18 protein-coding genes and 1 pseudogene are annotated in these 26427 nt (G+C 62.5%); 3 read left to right on the top strand and 16 right to left on the bottom strand.

Going from position 1 to position 26427, the window contains the following annotated elements; translation table 11 throughout:
• The 14 genes from MAXJ12_RS27605 to MAXJ12_RS27540 all read right to left on the bottom strand — a co-directional run.
• Nucleotides 1-805, bottom strand: an 805-nt coding sequence (locus MAXJ12_RS27605; RefSeq protein ID WP_008839407.1) for an ATP-binding cassette domain-containing protein, incomplete at its 3' end; no start/stop codon positions are given.
• 1 nt (nt 806) lies between these two features.
• Nucleotides 807-1901, bottom strand: coding sequence for an ABC transporter permease (locus tag MAXJ12_RS27600; RefSeq protein WP_162097513.1), 1095 nt, complete (start codon nt 1899-1901; stop codon nt 807-809).
• A 46-nt stretch (nt 1902-1947) separates the two neighbouring features.
• A complete protein-coding gene (locus MAXJ12_RS27595) occupies nt 1948-2871 on the bottom strand; it encodes an ABC transporter permease subunit (RefSeq protein WP_008839405.1) in 924 nt (307 codons plus the stop codon).
• 190 nt (nt 2872-3061) lie between these two features.
• Entirely contained in the window at nt 3062-4657 is a 1596-nt protein-coding gene (locus tag MAXJ12_RS27590; RefSeq protein WP_008839404.1) for a peptide ABC transporter substrate-binding protein, read from the bottom strand.
• 207 nt (nt 4658-4864) lie between these two features.
• Nucleotides 4865-6496 carry a beta-galactosidase BglA gene (gene bglA, locus MAXJ12_RS27585; protein ID WP_040588373.1) on the bottom strand — a complete coding sequence of 544 codons (1632 nt, stop codon included), beginning with the start codon at nt 6494-6496 and terminating at the stop codon, nt 4865-4867.
• Between the two features lie 21 nt (nt 6497-6517).
• A complete protein-coding gene (gene glgX / locus MAXJ12_RS27580) occupies nt 6518-8521 on the bottom strand; it encodes a glycogen debranching protein GlgX (RefSeq protein WP_050898909.1) in 2004 nt (667 codons plus the stop codon).
• Between the two features lie 79 nt (nt 8522-8600).
• The gene (locus tag MAXJ12_RS27575) at nt 8601-10229 is read right to left on the bottom strand and encodes an alpha-D-glucose phosphate-specific phosphoglucomutase (RefSeq protein WP_008839401.1); all 1629 of its coding nucleotides are present in this window, start codon (nt 10227-10229) and stop codon (nt 8601-8603) included.
• Nucleotides 10226-11677 (bottom strand): glycogen synthase GlgA, encoded by a 1452-nt coding sequence (glgA, locus tag MAXJ12_RS27570; RefSeq protein ID WP_008839400.1) that lies wholly within the window; start codon nt 11675-11677, stop codon nt 10226-10228. Before glgA ends, MAXJ12_RS27575 begins: the two co-directional genes overlap by 4 nt.
• A gap of 2 nt (nt 11678-11679) precedes the next feature.
• Nucleotides 11680-12945: a glucose-1-phosphate adenylyltransferase gene (glgC, locus tag MAXJ12_RS27565; RefSeq protein WP_008839399.1), complete on the bottom strand. Its 1266-nt coding sequence runs from the start codon at nt 12943-12945 to the stop codon at nt 11680-11682.
• 19 nt (nt 12946-12964) lie between these two features.
• Entirely contained in the window at nt 12965-15181 is a 2217-nt protein-coding gene (glgB, locus tag MAXJ12_RS27560; RefSeq protein WP_008839398.1) for a 1,4-alpha-glucan branching protein GlgB, read from the bottom strand.
• A gap of 45 nt (nt 15182-15226) precedes the next feature.
• On the bottom strand, nt 15227-17692 hold the full coding sequence (locus MAXJ12_RS27555) for a glycogen/starch/alpha-glucan phosphorylase (RefSeq protein WP_008839397.1): 2466 nt from the start codon (nt 17690-17692) through the stop codon (nt 15227-15229).
• A gap of 133 nt (nt 17693-17825) precedes the next feature.
• Nucleotides 17826-18608, bottom strand: coding sequence for an ATP-binding cassette domain-containing protein (locus MAXJ12_RS27550; RefSeq protein ID WP_008839396.1), 783 nt, complete (start codon nt 18606-18608; stop codon nt 17826-17828).
• Complete coding sequence (locus tag MAXJ12_RS27545) at nt 18608-19693, bottom strand: ABC transporter permease (RefSeq protein ID WP_008839395.1); 1086 nt, start codon at nt 19691-19693, stop codon at nt 18608-18610. Before MAXJ12_RS27545 ends, MAXJ12_RS27550 begins: the two co-directional genes overlap by 1 nt.
• Before the next feature lie 89 nt (nt 19694-19782).
• Nucleotides 19783-20820: a sugar ABC transporter substrate-binding protein gene (locus MAXJ12_RS27540; RefSeq protein ID WP_008839394.1), complete on the bottom strand. Its 1038-nt coding sequence runs from the start codon at nt 20818-20820 to the stop codon at nt 19783-19785.
• Nucleotides 20821-21028: 208 nt separating this feature from the next.
• Here MAXJ12_RS27540 and MAXJ12_RS27535 point away from each other — a divergent pair, with 208 nt between their 5' ends.
• The 3 genes from MAXJ12_RS27535 to MAXJ12_RS27525 all read left to right on the top strand — a co-directional run bounded on the left by MAXJ12_RS27535 (nt 21029) and on the right by MAXJ12_RS27525 (nt 24659).
• Nucleotides 21029-22246: an ROK family transcriptional regulator gene (locus MAXJ12_RS27535; protein WP_008839393.1), complete on the top strand. Its 1218-nt coding sequence runs from the start codon at nt 21029-21031 to the stop codon at nt 22244-22246.
• Nucleotides 22247-22366: 120 nt separating this feature from the next.
• Nucleotides 22367-23290, top strand: coding sequence for a carbohydrate kinase family protein (locus MAXJ12_RS27530; protein ID WP_008839392.1), 924 nt, complete (start codon nt 22367-22369; stop codon nt 23288-23290).
• A 229-nt stretch (nt 23291-23519) separates the two neighbouring features.
• Nucleotides 23520-24659: a DegT/DnrJ/EryC1/StrS family aminotransferase gene (locus MAXJ12_RS27525; protein WP_008839391.1), complete on the top strand. Its 1140-nt coding sequence runs from the start codon at nt 23520-23522 to the stop codon at nt 24657-24659.
• A gap of 5 nt (nt 24660-24664) precedes the next feature.
• On the opposite strand, the gene cysQ is transcribed toward MAXJ12_RS27525, so the two are convergent.
• Together cysQ and nodQ are read right to left on the bottom strand one after the other, a co-directional pair.
• Nucleotides 24665-25444 (bottom strand): 3'(2'),5'-bisphosphate nucleotidase CysQ, encoded by a 780-nt coding sequence (gene cysQ, locus MAXJ12_RS27520; RefSeq protein WP_040588378.1) that lies wholly within the window; start codon nt 25442-25444, stop codon nt 24665-24667.
• 10 nt (nt 25445-25454) lie between these two features.
• Nucleotides 25455-26427, bottom strand: a pseudogene (gene nodQ, locus MAXJ12_RS27515) (bifunctional sulfate adenylyltransferase/adenylyl-sulfate kinase NodQ); the annotation flags it as partial.

The following is a 26427-nucleotide window of genomic DNA, read 5'->3' as shown; positions in this document are numbered from 1 at the left end:
CCTGGCGGCCGGTCGGCTCCGCCTCCAGCAGCATCTTCGTGTAGGCGTGCTTCGGCGCGGAGAAAAGCGCTTCCGTGACGCCCTCCTCGACCACCTCGCCGGAGCGCATGACGTAGACCCGGTCGGCGAAACGGCGGACAATGCCGAGATCGTGGGTGATGAACACGATCGCCATACCTAGCCTGCTCTGTAGCTCTGCCAGAAGCGCCAGGATCTGCGCCTGCACCGTCACGTCGAGCGCCGTGGTCGGCTCATCCGCGATCAGTATGTCGGGATTGTTTGCCAACGCCATGGCGATCATGACGCGCTGGCGCTGCCCGCCGGAAAGCTCGTGCGGGTAGGAATCGATACGCCGTTCGGGGTCCGGTATCCCGACCAGTCTCAAAAGCTCCAGCACGCGCGGGCGCGCCTGCGCGGTCGAAAGGAGCCCTCCATGATGGATCAGCGGCTCGGAGATCTGGCGGCCGATCTTGTAGAGCGGATCGAGCGAGGTCATCGGCTCCTGGAAGATCATCGTGATCTTCTCGCCGCGTACCTTGTTGAGGCGGCGCTCGGACAAGCCGATCAGTTCCTGGTCGCGGTAGCGGGCCGAACCGGTGGCGCGCCCGTTCGAGGCAAGGAGCCCCATCAGCGCCATCATGGACTGGCTCTTGCCTGAACCGGACTCGCCGACAATGGCCACCGTTTCGCCGGGGCGCACGTCGAAATCGACATTCTTCACCGCCCGCACCTCGCCGTCATGCGTGGCGAAGCTCACGTTCAGGCCGCGAATGCTCAGGATCGTGTCGGTCTTGTTCTCCCCCATATCAGCGGTCCTTCGGGTCGAGTGCGTCGCGCAGGCCGTCGCCGAGGAAATTCAGGGCGAACAGAATGACCGTCAGCGCGATTGCCGGATAGATCAGCAGCCAGGTTGCGCCCTGGATGTTGGCTGCACCGTCGGAGATCAGCAGGCCGAGGCTGGTCAGCGGTTCCTGCACGCCGAGACCGAGAAACGACAGAAGGCTTTCGAGCAATATCGCTTTGGGCACCAGCAGCGTGACGAACACGACGACCGGACCGAGCGTGTTGGGAATGATATGACGCCGCAGAATGCCCGAATTGTCGACGCCTAGCGCCTCTGCCGCCTGCACGAATTCCTGACGTTTGAGCATCAGCGCCTGGCCGCGCACGATGCGGGCCATGTCCAGCCACTCCGTCGCTCCGATGGCGATGAATATCAGGATGAAATTGCGCCCGAAGAACACCACGAGCAGGATGACGAAGAAGATGAACGGCAGCGAGTAGAGGATGTCGACGATACGCATCATTACGCCGTCGACGCGACCGCCGAGGTAGCCGGCGATCGCGCCGTAGGATACGCCGAACAGAAGCGCCATCGCCGACGCGAGCACGCCGATCGCCAGCGAGACGCGAATTCCGATCAGAATGCGGGAAAGCAGGTCGCGGCCATTGGAATCGGTGCCGAAGAGGAAGCGCAGCCGGTGAACGTCGGCGACCATGACGCCGCTCCGTCCGTCGGCGCTCAGTTCCTCGATGCGGGCATTCTCGAACAGGTCGGACCGGTCGACATAGCGCACGATGCGCGGGTCGAGCGCCTCGCTGCTCGAAATCGGCATCCGCACCGTCGATCCTTCGACCTCGGCGGAGCCGGTCTCGACGCGGGCGCGGCTCACCACGCTTTCGAATGCGGGAATGATGCGCTCGGCCTTGGGATAAGCCTCGAGGCTGGCCGGCGTGCGCACATATTGCGGGTAGATGCGGTCGTATGGATGAGGCGCAATCAACGGGCCGAAAATGCCCGCAAGAGCCAGGAACAACAGCACGATCGCGCTGGCCACCGCCGCCCTGTTCTTGCGAAGACGCCGCCATGCGTCCTGCCACAGGGACCGTCCGGCAATCATTGGGCCGGCCTCGGTGAGCACGTCCCGCGCCGCTATGGTCGAATGATCAGTCATAGCGCACCCTCGGATCGAGCAATGCGTAGAGGATGTCGACGATGAGATTGAAGACGACGACGAACACGGCGATGACGACGACCGTTCCCATCACCAGCGTGTAGTCGCGCCCAAGCGCGCCCTGGACAAAATAGCGGCCGATGCCCGGTATGCCGAAAATGGTCTCGACGACAACCGAACCCGTCAGCAGCGCGGCGGCGGTTGGCCCGAGATAGGAAACGACCGGCAGGATGGCGGCACGTAGCGCGTGGACGCCTACGACGGTGCGAGTCGGCAGACCGTAGGCGCGCGCGGTGCGGACATGGTCGGATCGCAGCGCCTCGATCGTTGCGCCGCGCGTGAGGCGGGCCACTATCGCGATCTGCGGCAATGCGAGCGTCGCCACCGGAAGGATCATGTGCCGCAGCGAACCGCTGCTCCAGCCTCCTGCCGGCAGCCAGCCGAGCCACACGCCAAACAGCAGACTCAGGATCGGCGCGACCACGAAGGGCGGGATCGTGATCCCGAATGTTGCGGTGCCTACGACGGCGTAGTCGACGGCGGTATTTTGCTTGAGCGCGGCCAGCGCTCCAAGGAACGTGCCCAGGACAAGTGCCAGCGAGATAGCCATTCCACCGAGCAGGACCGACACCGGCAGTCCGGTGCGGAACAGGTCGACGACGGAAAAGTCCCGGCGGGTAAAGCTCGGCCCCAAGTCACCTTGCGCCAGATTCCACAGATAATGGCCATATTGGTAGAGAAGCGGCTTATCGAGATTATAGGCGCGGTTGAGGTTTTCCATGATCAGCGGGTCGAGCGGACGTTCGAGATCGAACGGCCCGCCGGGCGCCAGGCGGATCATGAAGAATGCTATCGTGACGATGATGAAAAGCGTCGGCACCGCGCCGGCAAATCGCCTCAGCACATATGCGAACATCGGCTAACTCCGCGGGCCGTCAATTGTAACGCCCCTTGATCGTGAGGGGTTCCCGATGCGGATAGCCGTGCCTCTCCGACGCTCAACATGGCGCCTAAGGGAGATTTTCTATCGGTGTCGACCATGCCGCACGTCGGGAAAAGAAGGTCCATGCGGGAGCAAACTCCCGCATGGACGCTGCTCCGCCGGGTCAGCCTTCGATCGACAGATAACGCGTCGCGTGGACGTCCTGGATATTGTCTTCCCAGCCCTTCAGCTTGCTCGAGACGAGCGCGCGCGAGGAATAGTAGAGGATCGGGATGGCCGGAACTTCCTTCAGGAAGATCGCCTCGGCCTGGCTCAGGATCTTGGACCGCTCGGCCAGATCGAGGGTGGTTTCCGCCTTTTCCATCAGCGCGTCATACTCGGCGTTTTCCCAGCGCGGATAGTTGAAGCCGAGATTGTCGCTCTCGAACAGGAACAGGAAGTTCTGCGGATCGCTGTAGTCGCCGATCCAGCCGGCGCGGGTGATGTCGAAGTCGCCGTCCTGCTTCATGTAATCGAAATAGCCGGTTCCTTCCATCTCGAACAGGGTGGCGGTGATGCCGATATTCTTCAGCATGTCGGCGATCGCCGTCATGGTGTTCTTGTGGTTCTCGCTAGTGTTGTAGCGAAGCTCGACCGAAAGCTCGCCTTCCTCGACGCCGGCTTCCTTCAGCAGTTCCTTGGCTTTGTCCTCGCGATCGAGGATGTCCATGTCCTTGTATTCCAGAAATACCGGATCGTTGTAGTTGCTGATGCCGGGCGGCACGATCGAATAGCCGGGCAGCATGGTTTCGCGCCAGATTTCCTTGGCGAGGAAGTCGCGATCGATGGCCATGGAAATTGCATGGCGCACGCGCGGATCCGACAGCTTCTCCTTCTTTACCTTCACCGGCAGGTAGTAGCTGCCGAGATAGGGCGCGATGTGGACCTGTTCGCCCAGCTTCTCGCGCATATAGTCCATCTGCTCGGCCGGAATGTCCGAGCAGGACAGCACCTCACCGGCCTCGAAACGACGCAGGCAGGCGGAACGGTCTTCGAACGGAATGAAGTTGACGACGTCGATCTTCACATTCGCCGCGTCATGGAAGTTCGGGTTCTTCTTCATGACGATCTTGTCGTTCGGGGTGAACGATTCAAGCATGTAGGCGCCGTTGGTCACCATGTTGCCCGGTTTGGTGAAATCGTTGCCGAATTTCTCCACCGAAGCCTGATGGACCGGCAAGCCGGTCTGATGGGTAAGCAGCTCGAGGAAATAGGGCGTCGGAGCAGCGAGCGTGATCTCGAGCGTCCGGTCGTCGACCGCCTTGACGCCCATCTCCTCAGGCTTCTTCTCGCCCTTGTTCACGGATTCGGCGTTGGCGATCGCATAATGCATGTTCGCATAGGGTGCGGCCACGGCCGGATCCTGGATGCGCTGGAAACTGAATACGAAATCGCTGGCTTTTACCGGATCGCCGTTCGACCATTTGGCGTTTTCGCGCAGCTTGAACGTGTATTTCAAGCCGTCGTCGGACACTTCCCAGCTTTCGGCAACGCCCGGGACGACCTCGGCCTTGGCATTGTAGACCACCAGCCCCTCGTAGAGCTCGCGCATGAGATTGGCTTCGGCAATGGTCGACGTCTTGTGGTGGTCCAGCGTGGTCGGATCGGTGTCGTTGCCGCGGTTGTAGATCACTTCCGACATCGCCGGCGCGATCACCACGCCGTTTACGACAAGCAGGCTCGTGGCGAACACCGTCGCCCGCAGAACATTGTGCAGCATCTTAGTCTCTCCCGATTTGCCGTGGCCCCTCAGCCAAGGCGAGCGTCCGTTTTGTGCCCAAAAGCCGAACCATTCCGGCTTGGTCGAGCGATCCGGCGGTCGTTGGCCGCCGTTCTGGTTGGTGACACTAGCACCGCCAATTCTTAATTCAACTGGCGCGTAGTTCACGCAAAGGAAACTGTGCCTGGAGCGAACCCTGAGTTGAATTTACTCCAGCCGGGCGACCAGCACAGCGAACGGCGGCAGCGAAATCCGCGAGCCATCGATAGGCGCCTCAGCGCCGGGAAAGCCGGCCGGGATCACCGCTCCCGAGCCTGCCGGAATATTCCATTCGTCGCTGCCGCCGGAACAATTGAACAGGCACAGCAGCCGCTCGTTGCCGGCCTCGCGCACGAAGGCGAGCACGTCCTTCCCGGCGTCGAGCATCTCGATCGTGCCGATGCTCAGCGCCGGATGCTCCTTGCGGAAGGCCAGCACGTCCCGGTAGCGGACAAGAACCGAATTGCCGTCCTCTTCCTGCACGTCGACGGCCCGGACGCGATGGCTTTCGGGAACCGGCAGCCAGGGCTTGCCCGTCGTGAATCCGCCATTGGGCTCGCCCGAATTCCACACCATCGGCGTCCGGCAGCCGTCCCTGCCCTTGAACCCCGGCCAGAAGCGGATGCCGTAGGGATCGCGCAGATCCTCGAAGGCAAGCTCTGCCTCCTCCAGACCAAGCTCCTCGCCCTGGTAAAGGCAGATCGATCCCCGCAGGCAGGCAAGCAGCGCGATCGAGAACCTGGCCATCGCATCGGTGTCGCCGCCGGGTTTCGTCCAGCGCGAGACGTGGCGGATCACGTCGTGGTTCGAGAACGCCCAGCAGATCCAGCCGTCGGCGACCGCATTCTCGAAGGCTTCGACGCTCTCGCGGACATGGACGGCGGAAAATTCGGGGCTCAGCAGATCAAACGTGTAGCACATCTGCAATTTGTCCCCGCCGCCGGTATAGGCCGCAACTGTGCGCAGCGACCGCTCGCCGTCGCCCACCTCGCCGACCGCCGCGCGGGCGCCGTACTCGTCCAGCAACGTGCGGAACCGCCTGAGGAAATCGAGATTTTCCGGCTGCGTCTTGTCGTAGAGGTGGTCCTGGTAACCGTACGGATTGGCGTCTGAGATGTCGTTTGACCTGCCGCGCGGAAAGGGCGGATTATCGCGCAACTGCCGGTCGTGGACATAGAAATTGACGGTGTCCAGCCGGAAGCCGTCGACGCCGCGCTCAAGCCAGAAGCGCACCGTTTCCAGGAGGGCATCCTGCACATCCGGGTTATGGAAGTTGAGATCGGGCTGCGACGCCAGGAAATTGTGCAGATAGTATTGCTTGCGCGTCGAATCCCATTCCCAGGCTGGGCCGCCGAAGATCGACAGCCAGTTGTTGGGCGCCGTGCCGTCCGGCTTGGCGTCGGCCCAGACGTACCAGTCCGACTTGCGGTTCGTCCTGCTGGCGCGGCTCTCGATAAACCATGGGTGCCGGTCGGACGAGTGCGACAGCACCTGGTCGATGATGACTTTCAGGCCGTGGCGATGCGCTTCAGCAATCAGTTCGTCAAAATCCTCGAGCGTGCCGAACATCGGGTCGACCGCGCAGTAATCCGACACGTCGTAACCCATATCGGCCATGGGCGATTTGAAGAAGGGCGACAGCCAGATCGCGTCGACGCCGAGCGAGGCGATGTAGGCGACGCGGCGCGTGACGCCGGGAAGATCGCCGCTGCCATCGCCGGTCGTATCCTGGAACGACCGGGGATAGACCTGATAGATCACGCCGCCGCGCCACCAGTCCGATTTGTCCATTTCTGCCATTTTTGCTCCTGCCCGAAACCGCTACCGCGGCTCTTCCCGTTCTAGAACGAATGCCACCGACCGACCCGCAACCAGCACGTTCCCGCCATTCCCCGCCGCCGGCAGGCCCGGCGGGCTGCTCCAGAGGAAGCCGGCCTGCGCGGGCAGCACGAATTCGGCAGGCGACACCGAGCCGTTGAAGAGCGCCGCGAAACGACCGCCCGACCCGCCGCCCAGAACCATGGCCAGCCGCCGCCGTTCGGCATCCTTCCAATCGTGCTCGCCGAACGGCAGCCCGGCTTCGGTCAGCCATTCGACATCGCGGACACCGGCATGCGCCTCGCCGGTAAGGAAACCCAACTCTCGCAGCGCCGGCACGCTCCTTCGCATCGCCGACAGCGCCGCCACGTAGTCTTCCATCTGCCTGTCCCGCCCGCTCCAGTCCAGCCAGGTGATGGCGTTGTCTTGTGCGTAGGCGTTGTTGTTGCCAGATTGCGTCCGCCCGAACTCGTCGCCGGCCGTCAGCATGATCGCGCCGCGCGATGCAAACAGCGTCGACAGCATTGCCAGGACATCGGCCCGCCGCCGCGCCTCGATATCAGGATCGTCGGTCTCGCCCTCGACGCCATTGTTCCACGACAGGTTCTCGTCGTGGCCGTCGCGATTCTGCTCGCCGTTTTCCTCATTGTGCTTGCGCTCGTAGCGGACGATGTCGGCCGGCGTCATGCCGTCATGGGCTGCGATGAAGTTCACGCTGCGCGTCGATCTGCCCCCGCCAAAGACGTCGGACGAACCGGCAAGCCGGGTCGCCAGGGCGCCTGCCATGCCCCGGTCCCCGCGCCAGAACCGTCTGATGTCGTCCCGGTACTTGTCGTTCCATTCGAGAAACGGCGCCGGAAAATTGCCGAGCTGATAGCCGCCCGGACCAATATCCCAAGGCTCGGCTATCAGGATTCTGTCCTGCAGGACGAGATCGTTTCTTATCGCAGCAAGAAGCGCCGCGTTGGGATCGAAGCCGTCATCGCCTCGCCCCAATACCGTCGCCAGATCGAAGCGGAACCCATCGACGCCGGCGTGCAGTACGAAATGCCTGAGCGTATCGAGTATCAGTTGCCGCGCCGCCGGATGATCGCAGGCGATCGTGTTGCCGGTTCCTGTATGATTGACCAGCTTTCCGGGATCACCTGGCGCATGGCGATAGTAGGCCAGATTGTCCAAGCCGCGCAGCGACAGCGTCGGGCCGAGTTCGTCGCTCTCACCCGTATGGTTGAATACGAGGTCGAGAATGACGCCGATCCCCGCGTCGCCCAGCGTTGCCACCGTATCCCGCAGCTCCGCGATCCCGCCCGGCGCCAGCCGCGGGTCGAGCGCCATGAACGACACCGGATTGTAGCCCCAGGCATTGCGCAAACCGAGCGGCGGCAGATGCCGCTCATCGATCCAGGCAACCACCGGCATCAGTTCGACAGCCGACACGCCGAGCTTCGAGAGGTGCTCGATGATAGCGGGATGAGCGAGCGCAGCGATCGTGCCGCGCTGCGCCTCGGGCACCGCCGGATGGCGCATCGTGAACGCTCGGACAGCGACCTCGTAGATCAGTCCGCCGGGCCTGAACAAGGGCGGCTTCGGCGTGACCGGCTCCGGCAGTTCGAGGACCACGGCCTTCGGCATCAATGGCGCCGTGTCGATCTTCTCGCCGCGTCCGGCCGAAAGACGCTGGTCGAACGCATACGGCCGGTCGATGGCCAGCGCATATGGGTCCATCAGCAGCTTTGCCGGATCGAACCACAGCCCGCGTTCAGGCGCATACTCACCGTCGGCGCGAAATCCGTAGCGCGTTCCGGCATTCAGGCCGGGCACTGTAAGCGCGAAAACACCGTCGCCTTCCGGCACAAGTTCGAGCCGATCGGTTTCGCAGTCGCCTGTTTCGTCGAAGATCGAAACCCACAGCCGCTCGGCAGCGCCGGACCAGACCGAGAAGCGGATTCCGTCCTGCACGGGAACGCCGCCCAAACCGGATCTTTGCGTAGATTTGGCTGGGTTCATCGGGCGATTGGATGCACCGGGGCCAGTGAACTTTCAAGCGACGCCCTGATGCCGATGAGACTGGCCTTCATGACCCGCATCACGTAATGACGCTCGGCTTTTCCCGCCCGGTATGGCGGCGGATGCCGGCGATGTCGTCCGCGGCTGCTATCAGCTCTGAGAGCGCCTCCTGCGTGTCGAGATCATGGTGCGCTGGGTCGGGCTCGTAGCGCTCTACGTAGAGCCTGAGCGTCGCGCCGGAGGTGCCGGTGCCGGAGAGGCGGAACACCGCGCGCGAGCCACCCTCGAACATGACGCGGATTCCCTGGTTCTTGCTTACCGAACCGTCAACCGGATCGTGATAGGCAAAATCGTCGGCGGCTGCGATCTTCATGCCGCGAACCGCCGTTCCAGGCAGCGCCGCCAGCCGGCCGCGCAGTTCCGTCATCAGCCGGTTGGCGGCTTCTGTCTCGACCTCCTCATAATCGTGCCGAGAATAGTAGTTCCGGCCATAGGTCGCCCAGTGCTTGGTCGCGATCTCGCGGGCGCTCTCGCCGCGCATCGCAAGTATGTTCAACCACAGCAGCACGGCCCAGAGGCCATCCTTCTCGCGGACATGGTCGGAGCCGGTGCCCGCGCTTTCCTCGCCGCAGATCGTCGCCATTCCGGCGTCGAGCAGATTGCCGAAGAACTTCCAGCCGGTGGGCGTTTCGTACATGCCGATGCCGAGCTTTTCGGCGACGCGGTCCGCCGCGCCGCTGGTCGGCATGGAGCGGGCGATGCCTTTCAGCCCGGCCTTGTAGCCCGGCGCCAGATGCGCGTTGGCGGCGAGCATCGCCAGCGAGTCCGACGGCGTGATGAAGATGCTCCTGCCTATGACCAGGTTTCGGTCCCCGTCGCCATCGGACGCCGCGCCGAAGTCGGGAGCGTCGTCGCCCATCATCTCGTCATACAGCGCCTTTGCATGGACGAGGTTGGGATCGGGGTGATGACCACCGAAATCCGGCAGCGGCACGAAATTGCGCGCGGTGCCCGCCGGCGCGCCGAGCCGCTTTTCGAGGATCTCCTTGGCGTAGGGCCCGGTCACCGCGTGCATGGCGTCGAACGCCATGCGGAAACCACCCTTGAACATCGTCCGGATGGCGTCGAAGTCGAACAGCGTTTCCATCAGTTCGGCATAATCCGCGACCGGGTCGACCACCTCCACTTCCATGCCGCCCGCATCGACGAAGCCGAGGCGGTCGAGGTCGACCAGGCCGATATCGGCGATCAGGAAGCGCGAAATCGTCTTGGAGCGTTCGAAAATCGCATCGGTCAGTTTTTCGGGCGCGGGGCCGCCATTGCCGGCATTGTACTTGATGCCGAAATCCTCGTGCGGGCCGCCGGGATTGTGGCTGGCCGACAGGATCAGCCCCCCGAACGCCTTGTATTTGCGGATGATGTGCGATGCGGCCGGCGTCGACAGGATGCCGCCCTGCCCGACGATCACGCGGCCGAAGCCGTTGCCGGCGGCCATGGCAATCGCCGTCTGGATGACCTCGCGGTTGAAGTAGCGACCGTCACCGCCGATCACCAGCGTCTGGCCCTGAAAGCCTTCGAGGGAATCGAAAACCGACTGGATGAAATTCTCGGCATAATGTTCCTGCTGGAAAACCGGCACTTTCTTGCGCAAGCCGGAAGTGCCCGGCTTCTGGTCGCTGAACGGTTTGGTTTCGACTGTTCTCGTCATTCGGCAGGCTGCCCTTTCGCTATCAAGGATTTGTAGAGCTGAACGTATTTTTGGGCGCTGCGATCCCACGAAACATCAGCCTTCATGCCCTGTTTCTGTATCGCCGTCCAAACCATCGGATCGGCATGCGCCGAGATCACCCGCCGGATCGCATGACCTAGAGCAGCCGCGCTTTCCGGGGCGAGCTGGAATCCCGTCGCCACCCCGGCCGCAATCGCCGCCTCATTGGCGTCGATCACCGTGTCGGCCAGCCCGCCGGTGCGCGCCACGATAGGAACGCAGCCATAGCGCAGCCCGTAAAGCTGAGTCAGCCCGCAGGGCTCGAAACGCGACGGTATGACGATGGCGTCGCAGCCGCCCTGCATCATATGCGACAGGGCCTCGTCGTAGCCGACAACGACGCCGACACGACCGCGATGCCGCGCCGCGCCAGCCAGCAGCGCACCTTCCAGACCCTGATCGCCGGAGCCTAGCACCGCGAGCCGCGAGCCTGCCGCGACAAGGTCGTCGAGCGATGCCGCCAATATGTCCATACCCTTCTGCCAGGTCAGCCGGCTGACGACACAGACGATCGGGCTGTCGTCGGAAACGAGATTGAAGCGATCTTCGACTGCCTTGCGGTTGGCCTTGCGCGCCTTGAGCGATTTCAACGAGTAATTCGCCACAAGGTGCGGATCCGTCGCCGGATTCCAGATTTCGGTGTCGATGCCGTTGACGATGCCGTGCAGATCGCCTGCGCGCAAATTGAGAAGGCCGTCGAGCCCCATTCCGAAAGCCGGCGTCCGGATTTCCTGCGCATAGGTGGGACTGACGGTGGTGATTGCGGACGCGGCTTGAAGGCCGGCTTTCAGGAAGCCGACGCCGCCATAATATTCGACTCCGTCCAGCGCCATGGCCGATGCCGGCAATCCCAACTCCGGAAATATCGCCGCGGCGAACTGCCCCTGGAAGGCCAGATTGTGAACTGTGATGACGGACGGAACGGTGTTGGCCATTCCGTAACGCATGTAAGCGAGCGTCATCGCCGACTGCCAGTCATGGACATGGACGAGGTCTGGCGCATAGCCGGAAATCGCGCCGCCCGCTATATCCGCGCCGGCCTGGCTCAGGGCAGCAAACCGCCGCCAATTGTCCGGCCAGTCGGCCCCGGTCGCGTCGCCGTATGGTCCGCCCGCGCGGTCGAACAAATGCGGCGCGTCGAGCATGAAGAGATCGAGGCCCGAGACGCTGGCCGCATGGATCGCGGCCTTGCCGCCCTGCAGGCCGGGATACTGGTACAGCGCCTTCTTCTTCCTGAAGGCGCTCATCACCGCCGGGTAGCCCGGAATCAGCGTTCGCGTCGTCACGCCCTGCCCGGCCAACGCCACCGGCAACGCCCCGGCGACGTCGGCTAGCCCGCCGGTCTTGATCAGCGGAAATATCTCAGGCGTGACGGCAAGCACCTGCATCGTCAGGCATCCAGCCTGTCGATCATCTCCTGCGTGATCAGGCAAATCCCCTTCTCCGAAACGCGGAAGCGCTTGGCGTCGAGCACCGGGTCTTCGCCGACCACCAGCCCTTCAGGAATTTTCACCCCATGATCGATGACGACCCGCTTCAGTGTCGCGCTGCGCCCGACATGGCAGTCTGGAAGCATGACGACTTCCTCAAGCGTCGAATAGGAATTGATGCGCGCCCCCGTAAAAATCAGGCTGCGTCTCAGCGATGCACCGGAGACGATGCAGTCGCCGGAGACCAGCGACGATATCGCCTCGCCGCGCCTGCCATCCTCGTCGTGGACGAATTTTGCCGGCGGCTTCAGTTCGGCATAGGTCCAGATCGGCCAATCGCGGTCGTAAAGGTCCAGTTCCGGCGTGATGTCGGTCAGGTCGATATTCGCCTCCCAATAGGCGTCGACCGTTCCGACATCGCGCCAATAAGCCTCATTTTCCGCTGTCGAACGCACGCACGACTTGGCGAAGCGGTGCGCGATCGCCTTACCGTGCTTGACTATGTAAGGGATGATGTCCTTGCCGAAATCGCGACTGGAATCCGGCTCGGCGGCGTCGCGGCGCAACTGGTCCATCAGGAACTTCGTCCGGAAAACATAGATGCCCATCGAAGCGAGCGCGTAGTCGGGCCTGTCCGGAATGCCCGGCGGGTCGGCGGGCTTTTCGATGAAGGAGATGATGTTGTCCTTCTTGTCGACATGCATCACGCCGAAGCCTGTCGCTTCCATGCGCGGCACTTCGAGACAGCCCACCGTCACGTCGGCATTGGCCTCGACGTGCTGGCGCAACATCATCTCGTAGTCCATCTTGTAGATGTGGTCGCCGGCCAGAATCACCATGTATTCCGGGCCGTAGCTCTCGATTATGTCGATGTTCTGGTAAACCGCGTCCGCGGTTCCCTCATACCACTGCGTTTCCGAGACGCGCTGGCTCGCCGGCAGGATATCGAAGCTCTCATTGCGCTCGGGCCGCAAGAAATTCCAGCCACGCTGCAAATGGCGGATCAGCGAGTGCGCCTTGTACTGCGTCGCGACACCGAGGCGGCGAATGCCGGAATTGAGGGCATTGGAGAGGGCGAAATCGATGATGCGTGTCTTGCCGCCGAAATAGACGGCGGGCTTGGCGCGCCGGTCGGTCAGTTCCTTGAGACGGCTGCCCCGCCCGCCCGCCAGCACATAGGCCATGGCATCGCGCGCCAGCGGTTGGCTCCGTTTTATGTCCACCATGTTACCCTCCCAAATCTACTCATTCCGGCATGCATTCGAGCATGATCGTGGCCAGCGGCGGCAGAAGCATGGAGCCGTAGATCCCTCCTCCGGCACTTTCCGCCGCCACAACCGCGCCCGCATTTCCCTTGCCCGACCCACCATAATCGGCGGCGTCGGTGTTCATGACCTCGCGCCACCGCCCCGCAGCTGGCAGCGGAATACGGTAGTTTTCGCGCGGCACCGGCGTGAAGTTCGAGATGACGGCAACCGGATTGCCGTCCGGCGCCGTGCGCAGCCAGGCAAACACAGAGTTCTGGCTGTCGTCCACTACGAGCCAGGAAAAGCCCTCCGGTTCGCAATCGCGCGCATGCAGCGACGGACGCGAGCGGTAGAGATAGTTGAGATCGCGCACCAGCTGCCGCATGCCGCGATGAGGCGTATGGTCGAGCAGATGCCAGTCGAGCTGCCTGGCTTCGCTCCATTCGTCGCGCTGGGCGAACTCCTGACCCATGAACAGCAGCTTCTTGCCGGGATAGCCCCACATGAAGGCGTAGTAGGCGCGCAGCGTCGCGAACTTCTGCCAGTCGTCGCCGGCCATCTTGGTGAGCAATGAGCCTTTGCCATGCACCACCTCGTCGTGTGAGAGCGGCAGGACGAAATTCTCGCTGAACGCATAGACCAGCCCGAAGGTAATCTCGCCATGGTGGTGCTTGCGGTAGATCGGCTCCTTCGACAGATATTCCAGCGTGTCGTTCATGAAGCCCATGTTCCACTTGAAGCCGAAGCCTAACCCTTCTTCATGCACGGGCTGCGACACTTTCGGCCACGATGTGGACTCTTCGGCAATCGTGATAACGCCGGGATGTGCGCCATAGATGGCGACGTTCATCTTTTGCAGAAACTTCACCGCTTCGAGGTTTTCGCGCCCGCCAAGCTCGTTGGGGATCCACTCCCCCGCCTTGCGCGAATAGTCGAGGTAGAGCATCGAGGCGACCGCATCGACGCGCAGGCCGTCGAGATGGTATTTCTCGGCCCAGAACAGCGCGTTGTTGACGAGGAACGACACGACTTCGCGACGCCCGAAATTGTAGATCGCGGTGTTCCAGTCGGGATGAAACCCCTTGCGCGGATCGGCATGTTCGTAGAGCGCCGTGCCGTCGAACCAGATCAGGCCGTGCTCGTCGACCGGGAAATGCGCCGGCACCCAATCGAGAATGACGCCCAGGCCCGCACGATGAGCGCCGTCGACAAAGCGCGCAAAACCCTCCGGCTCGCCGAACCTCGCCGTCGGTGCGTAAAGTCCGGTCGTCTGGTAGCCCCATGACGGATCGTAGGGATGCTCGGTGATCGGCATGAACTCGATATGGGTGAAGCCGCTATCGACGACATAGGGGATCAGCCGGTCGGCAAGTTCGTCCCATGACAGGAAAGAGCCGTCCGGATGGCGCTGCCATGAGCCGGCATGCACCTCATAAATCGAGATCGCCTCGCGGCGGATATTCGTGTTTTGCCAGAAAGCCTTGTGCGCCTCGTCGCCCCATTCGTGCCGAAGCGGCGCGGTGGTCACCGAAGCCGTCGCCGGCCGCAGTTCGGAGCGGAAAGCGAACGGATCGGCCTTCAAGGGCAGTTTTTCGCCCTTCGGCCCGATGATCTCGTACTTGTAGGGCCGGCCCTCGCCGAGGTCGGGCACGAACACTTCCCAGATGCCGGTATCGACGCGGTGGCGCATGGAATGGCGGCGGCCGTCCCATTCGTTGAAATCGCCGACGACCGAAACGCGCCGTGCATTGGGCGCCCAGACCGCGAAATGCACGCCCGACGCGCCCTCATGCGAAATGAGATGCGCGCCGAGCTTGTCGAAAAGCCTGAGATGCGAGCCTTCGGCGATGAAATAATCGTCCATGGGCCCGAGGACCGGCCCGAACGAATAGGGGTCGGTCAGTTGCCATTCTCCGCCGGCATTCCTCGCCAGATATTTCAGCGGCTGGCGCTTGCGGATCGTCAGCTTGCCTTCGAAGAAACCCGCATCGTGGACGCGCGAAAGCTCGCCTGCCTTCTTTCCCTGAAGCGTGAAGGCGGTGACGAATTCGGCGTGCGGCACGAAACAGCGCGCCACCAGCCTGCCGCCTGCTTCGTGGACCCCCAGGACCGAAAACGGATCGCCATGCCTGCCCGAAACAATCGCCTCGACATCGCTGCGCGCGGTGAGGCCGGGCAGCTCTTTCGTCGCGGCGGTCGCACGCGGCTTCTTCATGGTCGGCGCCCCTCCTCAAGGCTTCCGCACTACGGTCAAATCACATCATGCCGGGACGTTCCAGATTTCGTTGGCATATTGGCGAATGGTGCGGTCCGACGAAAACCATCCCGTCCGGGCGACGTTGCGGATTGCCCTGGCGTACCAATCTGGACTGTCGCGCCACACGGCGTCGACCTGGCGTTGCGCATCGGCATAGGCGTCGAAATCTGCCGCGACCATGAACCAGTCATGCTGGTAGAGGCCGTCCATCAGATCGCGATAACGATTGCGGTCGTCAGGCGAAAAGACGCCTGACGAGATCGCCGCAAGCGCCTGCGAAAGCTCCGGCGAGCCCTCGATGGCCGAACGCGGCGTGTAGCCGTTGCTGCGGCGTTCGGCGACCTCGTCGGCGGTCAGGCCGAAAATGAAGATATTTTCGTCGCCGACGCACTCCTTGATCTCGACATTCGCGCCGTCGAGCGTGCCGATGGTCAGCGCGCCGTTCAGCGCGAATTTCATATTGCCGGTGCCGGAAGCCTCCATGCCGGCGGTCGAAATCTGCTCGGACAGATCGGCGGCCGGCACCATGATCTCGGCCGTGCTGACGTTGTAATTCGGTACGAACACCACTTTCAGCAGCCCTCGCACCGCCGGGTCGCGGTTGATCACCCTGGCGACGTCGTTGGCCAGTTTGATGATCAGCTTGGCGTTGTGGTAGCTGGGCGCAGCCTTGCCGCCGAAGAATTTTACGCGCGGCATCCAATCGCGTTCGGGATGCGAGCGGATCTGGTCATAGAGCGCCACTGCCTCGATGATGTTCAGGAGCTGGCGCTTGTATTCATGGATGCGCTTGATCTGGATGTCGAACAGCGCCGACGGATCGATCCTGATGCCCTGGCGCTCCATGATCAGCGCGGCCAACCTTTCCTTGTTGGCGCGCTTTACCGACGCGAACTGCTCGCGGAACGAGGCATCTTCGGCAAACCTGTCCAGTTCCGTCAGCGCGTCGATGTCATCAAGGAATCGCTCGCCGATCGCCTCGCGGATCAGCGTCGTCAGCCCCGGATTGCTCTGGAACAGCCAGCGGCGCGGCGTGATGCCGTTGGTCTTGTTGTTGATGCGGTCGGGATAGAGCCGGTGCAGATCGGCAAACACCGTCTCCTTCATCAGTTCGGTGTGCAGGGCCGAGACGCCGTTGATCGAGTGAGAACCGGCAAAGGCCAGATTGCCCATGCGGACCCGACGCTCGCCATTCTCCTGGATCAGCGATATGCGGCTGATCTCCTCGCCGTTGAACTGATCCGAGGCGCGCGCCTCGAGCAGGATCTCGGCATTGATCGCGTAGATGATCTGCATGTGCCGCGGCAGCAGCCGCTCGAACAGTGGCACCGCCCAGCTTTCCAGCGCCTCGGGCAGCAGCGTGTGGTTGGTGTAGGCGAAGGTTCGCTTGCTGATGTCCCATGCAGTGTCGAAATCAAGCAGATGCACATCCATCAGGAGCCGCATCAGTTCGGTAACTGCAATCGCGGGATGGGTGTCGTTGAGGTGGATCGCCGCCTTGTCCGGAAGCGTCAGCAGGTCGCCATACTGGCTGAGATGGCGTTGGATGATGTCCTGCAGCGAGGCGGTAGAGAAGAAATATTCCTGCCGCAGCCTCAGTTCCTGGCCGGCTTCGCTCGAATCGGCGGGATAGAGCACGCGCGACAGCGCATCGGCCTTGTTGCTTTCGCGCAGCGCGCCGATGTGGTCGCCGGCGTTGAAGGCGTCGAGCAGGATCGGGTCGATAGGCATCCCCGACCACAGCCTTAGCGTATTGACGCGGTTACCGCGCCAGCCGACGACGGGCGTGTCGTAAGCGACGGCTAGCAACCGGTCGTGCGGCTTCCAGACATGGCGCTCCAGGCGTCCGTCCTTGCTGGTCACCGATTCGACCGTTCCGCCGAAGCCAACCTCGAAGGAGCGTTCCCGCCGTTCGAACTCCCATGGATTGCCGTGATCGAGCCATGTTTCGGGCAGTTCGACCTGCCAGCCGTCGTGGATTTCCTGGCGGAACATGCCGTTGGCGTAACGGATGCCGTAGCCATGCGCCGGCACGCCGACAGTCGCCATGCTTTCCATGAAGCAGGCGGCGAGCCGTCCGAGACCGCCATTGCCGAGCGCAGCGTCAGGCTCCAGCGCGGCAATCACGTCCAGGTCGACGCCTAGCGTGGCGAGCGCCTCGCGCATTGCGTCCATCACGCCGAGATTGGAAAACGCATCCCGCATCAGCCGGCCGATCAGAAATTCCAATGACAGGTAGTAGACGCGCTTGGCGCCGGCTTCGTACGCCTCCTTGGTGGATTCGTGCCAGCGATCGACAATTCGATCGCGCACCACCTTGATTGCGGCGGTCAGCCAGTCCTCGCGCGTTGCGACCGTCGCATCCTTGCCGACCCTGTATTTCAGGGCTTGCAGGATTTCGGCAGCGAGTGCTTTGGGATCGGGATTTGTCAAATTCAGCCGTGGGAGTTCGGTTGTCTTCAGCGTCATATCGCCTCTTGAGCGCAATTTAATTGGTCACCTATAATAGCGGCAGGCTCCCAGATTCCTCCCGCTTCCATGCTATCCCATCCCGCGGCAAGCACAATCGATTAAACGCCGCAGGCAATTTTCGTGCTTTTGTCTAGGCCGCCACCATCTGCTCCGGCGCCGGCTTGGCCCCGGTCATGAAGGCCACGGCGTCGGACATCGAGTACTGCTTCGGATCGATGACAGTCAGCCGGCGGCCAAGCCGGTGGATATGGATGCGGTCGGCGACTTCGAAAACATGCGGCATGTTGTGCGAGATCAGAACGATCGGCAGGCCGCGCCGCTTCACGTCCAGGATGAGTTCGAGCACGCGGCGAGATTCCTTTACACCTAGCGCCGCTGTGGGCTCGTCCATGATCACCACCTTCGAGCCGAACGCCGCTGCGCGCGCGACGGCGACGCCTTGGCGCTGTCCTCCCGAAAGCGTTTCGACGGCTTGGCCGATATTCTGGATGGTCATCAACCCGAGCTCGGTCAACTTCTCCCGGGCGCGCTTTTCCATGGCCGGGCGGTCCAGCATCCTGAACCACTGGCCGAGAAAGCCGGGCTTGCGGATCTCGCGTCCGAGAAACATGTTGTCGGCGATCGAGAGCGCCGGCGACAGAGCGAGGTTCTGATAGACCGTCTCGATACCGGCATCGCGCGCTTCCATCGGCGACCGGAAATGGATGACCTCGCCGTTCAGGCGGATCTCGCCCTCGTCGGGATGGACTGCGCCGGAGATCGCCTTGATCAGCGAGGACTTGCCGGCGCCGTTGTCGCCGATCACCGCCAGGATTTCTCCCGGATAGAGATCGAAATCGGCATTATCGAGCGCGGTGACGCGGCCGTAGCGCTTGACGAGACCGCGGGCGGTGAGGATGGGTTCCTGAGACATTATCCGGCAACCTTTCTGATCCACTGGTCGATCGCAACGGCGACGATGATGAGCAAACCGATGAGAAGGTACGTCCATTGCGGGTCGGTGCCGATCAGCCGCAGGCCGAGCGAGAATACGCCGACGATCAGCGCACCGAAGATCATGCCGAGGATCGATCCACGTCCACCGAACAGCGAAATGCCGCCAATGACCACAGCGGTTATGGATTCGATGTTTGTGAACTGGCCCGAGGTTGGCGAAACCGAACCGAGGCGGCCGATCAACACCCAGCCGGCAAGCGCGCATATCAGGCCGGACAGGACATAAACTTGCACCAGCATGCCCTTGACCCGGACACCGGAGAGCTTGGCCGCCTCGGGATCGTCGCCCACAGCATAGACATGGCGCCCCCACGCGGTGTGGTTCAGGATATACCAAAGCACCGCGACCAGCAGCACCATGACGATAACGCCAAAGGTGAAGACCGCACCGCCCAGGCGGAAGGTTTCTCCGAATATTTTGAGCAACGGCGCCTGAGCATCGATGTCCTGCGACCTGATCGTCTCGTTGGCCGAATAGAGAAAGTTGGCTGCGAGAATGATCTGCCAGGTGCCGAGCGTCACGATGAACGGCGGCAGCTTCATGTGGGCCACCAGCGCACCGTTGAGCCAGCCGCAGAGCCCGCCCACGGCAAAGCCGCAAAGGATCGCTACCGGCGCGGGAAGGCCATAGCGGAAAGTGAACTGCCCCATCACGACGGACGACAAGACCATTATCGCGCCGACGGAAAGGTCGATGCCGGCGGTGAGGATCACCAGCGTCTGCGCCGCTCCGACAATGCCCACGATGGCAACCTGTTGCAGGATCAGCGTCATCGTGAACGCCGAGAAGAACTTGCCTCCGACGGCAATCCCGAAGCCGAGAATGGAGAGCAGCAGCACGATCAGCGGAACCGCCGCCGGGTTAGAGTGAAGGAAATGCTGGGCAGTCTCGAGTGGCGTCCTGGATTGCGTTTCGAAGTTGGCGACCGAAGTATCGCTGCCCGACAACACCTTCTCAAATTCCTGCGGTTGTTTCCCGCCTGCCGCGGTGGCATCGCTCATGGCTGTACTCCTCCCGAAATGCTTTGTGCGAAGGGCGGTCCGGAGACCGCCCCCACCCGAAACTATTGACGTTACGTCAAGAGATCAAATCAACCCCAGCACTTCGCCAGGCCATCCTTGGTGTCGATGGATTCGACGCCCTCGGCCGGCTTGTCGGTGACCAGCGTCACTCCGGTGTCGAAGAAATCCTTGCCTTCAGTCGGCGCGGGCTTTTCGCCGGTATCGGCGAACTTCTTGATCGCCTCGATGCCCATGGAGGCCATCAGCAGCGGGTACTGCTGCGAGGTCGCGCCGATCACACCGGCCTCGACGTTCTTCACGCCGGGGCAGCCGCCATCGACTGAAACGATCAGCACGTTCGATTCCATGCCGACCGACTTTAACGCCTCATAGGCGCCTGCCGCCGACGGTTCGTTGATCGTGTAGACGACGTTGATGCCCGGATCCTTCTGGAGGCAGTTCTCCATTGCCTTGCGGCCGCCTTCCTCATTGCCGTTGGTGACGTCGTGGCAGACGTTGCGTGGATCGTCTTCGTCGCCGATCTTGTTCACGTCTTTGGTGTCGATGCCGAAACCCGTCATGAAGCCTTGGTCGCGAAGAACGTCGACGGTCGGCTGGCTCGGAGTGAGATCCATGTAGGCGATCTTGGCATCCTTGGCCGCGTCGCCGAGCGTGGCCTTCGCCCAGGAGCCGATCAGTTCGCCCGCCTTGAAATTGTCGGTGGCGAACGTAGCGTCGGCTGCGTCGATTGGTTCGAGCGGCGTGTCGAGCGCGATCACCAGAATGCCGGCGTCGCGGGCCTTCTTGACCGAATCGACGATCGCTTTTGTATCCGAAGGCACGAGCAGGATGCCCTTGGCGCCGTCGGCGATGCAGGACTCGATGGCGGCGACTTGGCTTTCATTGTCGCCGTCGATCTTGCCGGCGTAGGCCTTCAACTGGACGCCCAGTTCGTTCGCCTTGGCGGTGGCGCCTTCCTTCATCTTGACGAAGAACGGGTTGGTGTCGGTCTTGGTGATGAGGCAGGCGCTGATATCGGCCGCGGAAGCGGCAGGCGCCGCAAAAGTCAGAAGAGCGGCAGCCGCCGCGCCGAACACAGTGGATTTCAGAAGTGCAGTTTTGGTCACGGTTATCCTCCCAGTGAAAACACGACCGATGCCGGAAGCCGGCATCTTTCCAGATGTCGAGGCGATGTTGCCACGGCAATCTCGTATCAGAAAACAGCAGCCAAGCTGGTTTGTCAATAATTAAATCACTCTTATTTATTATTGACAAGGCCGAAGATTGCTGGTCATTCTTGCGGAAAAGACAAGGACGAGCAATCGGGAGGAATAGGTGCAATCCGGCGATCTCAGGCACGGTTCGCGCGAACTGGGGGAGAGCCGGTTTCATCATGGCACGAACCAAAGCGGAATGAGGGACCACAACGAGCGGCTCGTGCTCTCGCTCGTTCGCCGCCACGGCAGCCTGGCCAAATCCGACATAGCGCGCATGACCAGGCTTTCCGCGCAGACCGTATCGGTGATCATGCGCGAACTCGAGGACGACGGGTTGCTCGTGCGCGAAGAGCCGGTGCGTGGAAAGATCGGCCAGCCGTCTATTCCGATGTCGCTCAATCCCGAAGGCGCCTATTTCCTTGGGCTGAAGATCGGCCGGCGCAGCGCCGAACTCGTGCTGATCGATTTCCTCGGCAATGTCCGCGCGATGCTCCAGCATTCCTATCATTTCCCGGCGCCCGAGGAGACGATCGAGTTCGTCAAATCCGGCATCGCGGAGTTGCGCGCCAGCCTCGACGAGGAGCAGCACAAGCGCATCGCCGGTCTAGGCATCGCCATGCCCTTTGAGCTTTGGAACTGGGCCGAGACGGCCGGAGCGCCTCGCGAGATCATGGACCAGTGGCGTCATCTCGACATTCGCGAGCGGATCGGTCAGCAGTGCGAATTCCCTGTTTATCTGCAAAACGACGCGACATCGGCGTGCGGCGCCGAACTGGTGTTCGGGCAGAGCGGGCCGCTGCGCGATTTCATCTATTTCTACATCGGTGCGTTTGCCGGCGGCGGGCTGGTCCTGAACGGCAGGCTTTATACCGGCCCCAGCGGCAATGCCGGCGCATTGGGTTCGATGCCGGTGCCCGGCCCGGACGGCCGTCCCATCCAGCTGATCGATGTCGCCTCCATCGCCATCCTTGAACGCTCGCTCAACGGCAAGGGCATCGACGCATCGCATCTGTGGACCTCTCCCGAAGATTGGGGCGACATTGGTCCCGACCTGGATTTGTGGATGTCGACCGCGGCCGACGCGCTTGCCTACGCCATCGTGTCGGCCTCCGCCGTGATCGATTTCGAGGCTGCAATCATCGATGGCTGGATGCCGGCGCCTGTTCGCAAGCGGTTGGTCGAAGCGGTCAAGACTTCGCTGCAGAACGTCGATGTGGAAGGGCTGACCGTTCCGCTGGTTCGAGAGGGTACGGTCGGCATACATGCTCGCGCGCTCGGCGGCGCAAGCCTGCCGCTGTCGGAGCGCTTCCTCATTGGCGACACGCGGCTTTCCTGAGGACGGCGGAAATGCGGGCCGGATCGGATCGGCCCTGAGCCGATTGCAGGTTCGCCACGCCAGACGCTATTGCTTGCAAAGACGCCCCTGCAGGGCGCGTCACCATCGGAGTCGGAAATCATGATCCTGTGCTGCGGCGAAGCGCTCATCGATATGCTGCCGCGCGAAAGCAGCGCGGGGGAAGCGGCATTCGCGCCTTATGCCGGCGGAGCGATCTTCAACACGGCGATCGCGCTCGGGCGGCTCGGCGTGCCAGTCGAGTTCTTCTCCGGCCTGTCGTCGGATCTGTTCGGCCAGCAAATCCGCGAGGTGCTGGCCTCCAGCCATGCGGGCTCCCGCTATGCCGACGTTTCGGCACGGCCTACCACACTGGCATTCGTGCGACTGACCGACGGCCACGCGACCTATACGTTTTATGACGAAAACACCGCCGGCCGCATGCTCACCGAAGCCGACCTGCCGCTTCTCGGCGACGATGTCGAGGCGATGCTGTTCGGAGCCATCAGCCTGATCTCTGAACCATGCGGCTCGACCTACGAGGCGCTGATGAAACGGGAAGCAGACCGGCGCGTGACGATGCTCGACCCTAATATCCGGCCAGGCTTCATTCCCGACAAGGAAAAGCACAATGACCGCATACGCCGGATGATGGCGCTGGCGGACATCGTCAAACTTTCCGACGAAGACCTCGCCTGGTTCGGAAACGAGGGTTCCGAAGAGGACCAGGTGCGCAAATGGCTGGAGAGCGGCCCGAAGCTTATCGTTGTGACCCATGGCAGCAAGGGCGCTATCGGCTACACCAAGAGCCATACCGTCTCCGTAATACCTGAACGTGTCACGGTCGTCGACACTGTCGGCGCGGGCGACACCTTCAACGCCGGCATTCTGGCGTCGCTGCACGATGGCGGTTTATTGTCGAAAACAGCTCTGGAAAATCTTTCCGAACAAGCCATTCGCGACGCGCTCACGCTCGGAGCCAAGGCCGCGGCCATCACTGTATCGCGCGCTGGCGCAAATCCACCCTGGCGGCACGAAATTGCCTAAGCCGGCCTGAATCCGCCAGGCCTGCATCACTTTATGTTTCCGGAGGTTCCGTAGACGTCAGCCTCGGCGCACGGAATTGGCCCCAATGCACCGGATTCCGCGTTCTACAGCGACATCCACCGGTAACGCGTGACGCTGCGCCGCGGCAATACAGCCCGCCTTGCGCTTTCTTGGCCAAATCAACTCATGCTATCAGCGGCGCGACATCAGGGCACGTTTCGGAGCAGGCATGCAGTTTATCGACCTCGGCGCGCAGCGCGAAAGAATTCGGGACCGGCTGAGGGCGGCGATCGACCGCGTGGTCGATGACGGCCGCTACATCCTCGGGCCGGAGGTTACCGAGTTCGAGAACCAGCTCGCCGCCTATGTCGGCGTCAAGCACGTTGTTGCCTGCGCCAACGGCACCGACGCGCTGCTTTTGCCGCTCTACGCCTCGGGCATCGGGCCGGGCGACGCGGTGTTCGTGCCGAGCTTCACATTCGCCGCGACGGCCGAAGTCGTTGCGCTCGCCAAGGCGGAGCCGGTTTTCGTCGACGTCGATGAAGACACCTACAATATCGACATCGCCAGCCTCGAGGCCGCGATCGCCATGGTCAAGAAAGAGGGCCGGCTGACGCCAAGGGCAATCATCCCGGTCGACCTGTTCGGGCTCGGCGCCGATTACGCGGCCATTTCGGAAATCGCCGAGCGCAAAAACCTGCTGGTCATCGAGGATGCTGCGCAGGCGATCGGCGGCTCGGTCCAGGGCCGGATGTGCGGTGCCTTCGGGAGCGTCGGCGCGACGAGCTTCTATCCGGCAAAGCCGCTCGGCTGCTACGGTGACGGCGGCGCCATGTTCACCAATGACGACGAGATGGCGGCAAAGCTCCGCTCCTTCGCCTTCCACGGCAAGGGCGAGACCCAGTACGACAACATCCATGTCGGCCTGAATTCGCGGCTGGACACGCTGCAAGCCGCGATCCTGATCGAAAAGCTCGCCATTCTCGAAGACGAGATGGTCGCCCGGCAGGCCGTCGCGGAGCGCTATCGCGGCGGGCTGCACAATCTGGTCAGGACCGCCCATGTGCCGGAAGGCAGCCGCTCGGCCTGGGCGCAATACGCCATCGAGACGCCCTACCGCGACGAACTCAAGGCCCACCTCCAGGAACAGGGCATTCCTTCGGTCATCTATTATGTGAAACCGCTGCACCAGCAGGTCGCCTACAGGCACTACCCGGTCGCGCCGGGCGGGCTGCCGGTTTCCGAAACACTGCCGCAGCGCATCCTGTGCCTGCCGATGCACCCCTACCTCACGGTCGAGGACCAGGACCGGATCGTCGGCGCGATCCGCAGCTTCATCGAAACGAAAACCGCGCAGGCGGCCGAATAACCAGCCTATGAAATGCTGCCGCTGGCGATGAAGGACGGATTGGCGTAGTCGGCCTCGCCCGGCTGGCTGCGCTTGCCATAGACGAGCGGCCTGCCGTCGGTGGTTCGGGTCATGCCACCGGCAGCGCGCAGGATCGCGTCGCCAGCCGCCGTGTCCCACTCCATCGTGCGGCTGAAACGCGGATAGACATCCGCCTCGCCGCCGGCGATCAGGCAGAATTTCAGCGACGATCCGACCGAGACGATCTCAGCCGCGTCGATGTCTCTTATGAATTCGTCAGTCTCGGGCGTGCGATGCGAGCGGCTGGCAACGATGGTCAGCGGCGTCTTGCCCTCGCGCACGAAAATCCTGCGACGCCCGACGATGCCGTACTCCGGCGAGACCTCGATGGATTCCGCTCTGCCCGGCCTGCCGGAAAAGAACCGCCCGCTGCACGGCGCATAGACCACGCCGATCTCCGGAACGCCCTGGCGGACGAGCGCGATATTGACCGTGAAGTCACTGTTGCGATTGACGAATTCCTTCGTCCCGTCGAGCGGGTCGATCAGGAAGAACGTCTGCCCGGGATCGCGCGGCGCAAGCCCCTCGGCTGCTTCCTCTTCCGCCACGCAAGGGATGTCCGGGTATTCGGCGCGCAAGCCCGCAAGGATGAGCTTTTCGCTCGCCCGGTCCGCCGCCGTCACCGGCGAGGCGTCGAGCTTGTGCTCGACCGATATGCCGGCATGGAACACGTCCATGACCAGATGCCCAGCCGCAAGCGCCAGGCGCTCGAAATGCGCCAGCATCGCCTCGTCGTCAGATGCCGCCGCCGTCGTCGTATTGTTGGTCCGCAATGTCACGCTCGCTCAGCCAGCTTTCGAGGATCTCTACCATCTCCTCGGGAGACTTGCCGAGCGTCTGAAGGTGAATTTCCGGATTTTCCGGCCGCTCGTAAGGAGAATCCAGGCCGGTGAAGTTCTTGATCTCACCGTCGAGCGCCTTCGCATAGAGCCCTTTCGGATCGCGCGCGGCGCATTCCTCGAACGGCGTATCGACGAACACTTCGATGAACTCGCCCTCGCCCATCATTTCGCGCGCCATGCGGCGCTCGGCGCGAAACGGTGAGATGAAGGAGACGATCACCATCAGGCCGGCATCGACCATCAGCCGCGCCACTTCGGCGACGCGGCGGATGTTTTCAACGCGGTCCTCGTCGGTGAAGCCGAGATCGCGGTTCAGCCCGTGGCGGATGTTGTCGCCGTCGAGAATGTATGTGTGGCGGCCGCTCGCATGCAGCTTCTTTTCGAGCAGATTGGCGATGGTCGACTTGCCCGAGCCGGAAAGCCCGGTGAACCAGAGCACCCCCGGCTTCTGGTGCTTGGCCGCGGCGCGGGCGCTCTTGCTCACCTCCAGCGACTGCCAGTGAATGTTGTCGGCGCGGCGCAGCGTATGGAGAATCATGCCGGCCCCGACCGTCGCATTGGTGATGCGATCGATCAGGATGAAGGCGCCGGTCGTACGGTTTTCCGCGAAGCTGTCGAAGGCGATCGGCGACTGCGCCGAGATATTGACGACGCCGACCTCGTTCATCGCCAGCGATTTCGCAGCTTCCTGCGCGAAATCGTTGACATTGACGCGGTATTTCAAATCCGAAACGGTCGCGCTCGCCTGGTCGGTTTCGGTGCGCAAGATGTATGAGCGGCCGGGAAGAAGCGCCTGCTCATCGAACCAGACCAGATTGGCCGCGAACTGGTCGGCTACCTGCGGCCGTGCTTCGGGCGCAACGAGG

The sequence above is a fragment of the Mesorhizobium alhagi CCNWXJ12-2 genome, from assembly GCF_000236565.1.
Lineage (GTDB): Bacteria > Pseudomonadota > Alphaproteobacteria > Rhizobiales > Rhizobiaceae > Allomesorhizobium > Allomesorhizobium alhagi.
Note: the sequence above shows the minus strand (reverse complement) of the source record. Positions and strands in the feature narration are given on the sequence as shown.

Coding starts and splice junctions, on each gene's coding strand:
- cysQ (WP_040588378.1), bottom strand. CDS start 25,444: ATGCTGGCGCATTTCGAGCGCCTGGCGCTTGCGGCTGGGCATCTGGTC.
- MAXJ12_RS27590 (WP_008839404.1), bottom strand. CDS start 4,657: ATGCTGCACAATGTTCTGCGGGCGACGGTGTTCGCCACGAGCCTGCTT.
- MAXJ12_RS27530 (WP_008839392.1), top strand. CDS start 22,367: ATGATCCTGTGCTGCGGCGAAGCGCTCATCGATATGCTGCCGCGCGAA.
- bglA (WP_040588373.1), bottom strand. CDS start 6,496: ATGGCAGAAATGGACAAATCGGACTGGTGGCGCGGCGGCGTGATCTAT.
- MAXJ12_RS27550 (WP_008839396.1), bottom strand. CDS start 18,608: ATGTCTCAGGAACCCATCCTCACCGCCCGCGGTCTCGTCAAGCGCTAC.
- MAXJ12_RS27545 (WP_008839395.1), bottom strand. CDS start 19,693: ATGAGCGATGCCACCGCGGCAGGCGGGAAACAACCGCAGGAATTTGAG.
- glgB (WP_008839398.1), bottom strand. CDS start 15,181: ATGAAGAAGCCGCGTGCGACCGCCGCGACGAAAGAGCTGCCCGGCCTC.
- MAXJ12_RS27555 (WP_008839397.1), bottom strand. CDS start 17,692: ATGACGCTGAAGACAACCGAACTCCCACGGCTGAATTTGACAAATCCC.
- glgC (WP_008839399.1), bottom strand. CDS start 12,945: ATGGTGGACATAAAACGGAGCCAACCGCTGGCGCGCGATGCCATGGCC.
- MAXJ12_RS27600 (WP_162097513.1), bottom strand. CDS start 1,901: ATGATTGCCGGACGGTCCCTGTGGCAGGACGCATGGCGGCGTCTTCGC.
- glgX (WP_050898909.1), bottom strand. CDS start 8,521: ATGAACCCAGCCAAATCTACGCAAAGATCCGGTTTGGGCGGCGTTCCC.
- glgA (WP_008839400.1), bottom strand. CDS start 11,677: ATGCAGGTGCTTGCCGTCACGCCTGAGATATTTCCGCTGATCAAGACC.
- MAXJ12_RS27525 (WP_008839391.1), top strand. CDS start 23,520: ATGCAGTTTATCGACCTCGGCGCGCAGCGCGAAAGAATTCGGGACCGG.
- MAXJ12_RS27575 (WP_008839401.1), bottom strand. CDS start 10,229: ATGACGAGAACAGTCGAAACCAAACCGTTCAGCGACCAGAAGCCGGGC.
- MAXJ12_RS27595 (WP_008839405.1), bottom strand. CDS start 2,871: ATGTTCGCATATGTGCTGAGGCGATTTGCCGGCGCGGTGCCGACGCTT.